Here is a 2,872-nt window from a genome sequence, read left to right as displayed (position 1 = left end):
TGAAGTAGAAATGAAAATTGGGGTTTGTTTAAAATCTCCTTCGAAAGACCAATCTAATCCCTCAGGACCTACATATCCTCCTGTAAGGATGACAATCCCATAATATTTTCTTGGATTCAATAAGCAATATTGTGAAGCTAAACAGGCACCTTGAGAAAATCCTAGAAAAAGAATTTGTTCGTCTTCATATCCTAGATTATTCAATTCCTGATGGTATTTGGCAATTACCTTAAGAGATTCATTCAGCTTGTCTCCATTTTTGTCCAGGGATTCCATAAAACCTCCGGGATACCAGGATTTTTCTGCGGCTACAGGAAGAATAGCGGGACAGTTTTGCCAACCTAATTGATCAATCAAGTTGATCATGAAATCTGCGCCTTGGTTTCTACCATGAATCGCCAAAATGGCTACCTTCTCCTTGGAGGAGGAAGGCAACCTTAATCTTACAGCTTCTATTTCAAAATGACTAATTGCCATTTTGTAGATAGGATGGAGGCGTGATTGGCTCTAATGGCTTAACAATTTCTGCTCTTCTATCTTCAAAGAATGGAGGAAGTAATAATTGATGGCCTAATTGATCTTCAGGTTCATCGATAGCAAAACCTATATCCGAAGTGGCAAATTCAAACAATACCCCAGAAGGAGTTCGGGTGTAAATCGAGTGGAAGTAATTTCTATCTTTTATTTCGGTCACATCGGTAAAGCCAAAACCTTCTATATAGGCCTTAAGCTCTGCATTTTGCTGATCATTAGCGGTTGCAAAGGCCATGTGGTGCGGTAAACCTACTCCAAATGTCCATGAGCCCTGTGGTAAATCTGGTACATGTAGCAATTCAATCACTCTGGATGGTCCACCATTCTTGATGTGATAGCGATGATAGTCACCATCCTGACCTAATTTAGAAAAGCCCAAAACCTCCCTTAAATAGAAATCCATCATTTCTATTTCTCTACATCTAAGTACTGTACCATAAATTCCTCTGATACCATTGTCTTTGGAGATTTGATCTGTTTGCCAAGCATTTCTAGTGTCTGAGTCATCTCCAAAAACCCCTAATCCTATTCCGGATGGATCTTCAAAATGGATCATTTTTTGTCCAAAACGCTCGACAATTCCTGTATTTTTTACCTGATGCTTGTCGAGATGCTTTTTCCAAAATTCTAGAGAATCAGAATGTACTGACCATCCTGATACTTCAATTTGTCCAGAACCTTTTTTGCCATAAACACCAGCTTTTTTAAAAGGGAAGGTGGTATAAACCGAACCTACTTCAGCATCTGCATTGGCATAATACAAGTGGTAAATACTTGCTGCCCCGTCAAATAAGACAGTTTGCTTGATCATTCTCATTCCCATTACCTGGGTAACAAAATCAATGTCTTCCTGTGCTCCTCCCACACTTACTGTTAAGTGGTGAAGCCCCTGAATGTATTCATTTGGATTCATAGTTAAGATGTTTAGAATTTACTTAAAAACTCACTTTATGAACATTTGTTTGAAATGTGAACAAATGTTTTTAAACAACTTTTTAGAGATCGAAAAATTAAATTTATTGGCTTTATAGCTTTTCTTAAAAAGGGTTTAGATCACCTAAGTGGATTAGGATTAAAGTTTTATAAAAGAGTGCATTTACATGCAAAAATTGTGGTGAATTACATCCGTTTCAAAACGATGATGTTTGAATTTACAAAGAGGAGAAGTTAAAAAATGATTCAAAAAACCAGAACCAAAGCCTGTGGATCAATCAATCCTCCAAGGTATACCATTCGATATTTTCCAACGGTTTTCTTCTTCCTCGGAATTCTTCAGGAGCATAATTTGCCGCCAGATAATCCAATATAATTGGTTCAGTATTTCCTAAGTCCCAAAGACCTTGAGTCTCCTGCATCCATTCAATTTTTGATTTCCAAGTCTCCCTAGAAAAACGGTTTTGAAGGATAAGGGCACTGGAATGACAAGCGGTACAATTGGCTTTGACAAGTTCCAATCCTTCACCGGCAAGTAGACCTGTTTCTACATCTTTACCATCTGCTATTTCCAGAATTCCAATGGAAATAGGACCTTCTGGAATTTCAGAAGTTTGATCAGAGTTTATTGAATTAAACCTTTCGGAAATTTCTGTTTGGAATAGTACAAGCATCACCAAAGCAAAAAGAATTAGGAGTGCTGCAATTATTCCCAGAGTAGATTTGCTTAATCCTTGGATCAGTTGTAATGATTTTTTTTCCCCAACCTTATTTGGTTTGCTTTCAGATGATTTTTTCATAATTCTTAGCTTACTTTCACGGCGATTCTATGACAGGAATTGTTTAAGTAGCCTTTTGGATTCCAACCCGGGATAACCATTGATTGTGAAGTTCCTTGATCATCGGTAGCTTTTGCCCAAACCTCATAGTAGCCCGGTTCAGAGAAATTCAAATCAACGGACCATTGTTGCCAAGCTAGCCTGTTTATGGGCTTTTTCAACATACATTTTTTCCATGTTGCCCCAAAATCTATGGAAACTTCCATTTCACGCACTTCATGTTCTCCGGCCCAGGCATGCCCCTGAACTTTAAGAATTTTATTTGTGCTAAACATCGCTCCGCTTTTGGGATAAGTAATAAGTGATTTTACCGGCATGGATTCGATGATTTTCATATCCTCATCAGGGACTTTTTCTCCCGGTGCAACAGGATATTTGGGGACTCGGTATGCATCGCCCATCATTTTTTCCCCATCATGGACTTGGTTCCTTACCACCAGTTTATTAAGCCATTTCCCCGATGCCGAAGCTGGCCAACCCCCACAAATCAAGCGAAGAGGGTAGCCATGTTGGATGGGGATGTCCTTTCCGTTTAAAGCCCAAGCTACCAAAGTTTCATCCTGCAT

At 38.9% G+C, this 2,872-nt stretch carries 4 protein-coding genes; all 4 read right to left on the bottom strand.

Annotation, left to right across the window (positions count from 1 at the left end; all coding sequences use genetic code 11):
- The coding region (locus tag Q0L68_RS19055) for a hypothetical protein (protein WP_296705837.1) at window positions 1-477 on the bottom strand (477 nt) is incomplete at its 3' end.
- Entirely contained in the window at window positions 467-1,447 is a 981-nt protein-coding gene (locus Q0L68_RS19050; protein WP_296705836.1) for a VOC family protein, read from the bottom strand. The genes Q0L68_RS19050 and Q0L68_RS19055, both read right to left, overlap by 11 nt.
- 298 nt (window positions 1,448-1,745) lie before the next feature.
- Window positions 1,746-2,267: a cytochrome C gene (locus Q0L68_RS19045; protein ID WP_296705835.1), complete on the bottom strand. Its 522-nt coding sequence runs from the start codon at window positions 2,265-2,267 to the stop codon at window positions 1,746-1,748.
- A gap of 5 nt (window positions 2,268-2,272) precedes the next feature.
- Window positions 2,273-2,872: molybdopterin-dependent oxidoreductase (locus Q0L68_RS19040; protein WP_296705834.1), on the bottom strand; the 600-nt coding region annotated here is incomplete at its 5' end.

The organism is Algoriphagus sp. (genome assembly GCF_024642405.1).
Taxonomy (GTDB): Bacteria; Bacteroidota; Bacteroidia; order Cytophagales; family Cyclobacteriaceae; genus Algoriphagus.
This window is presented reverse-complemented; position numbering and strand designations above follow the sequence as displayed.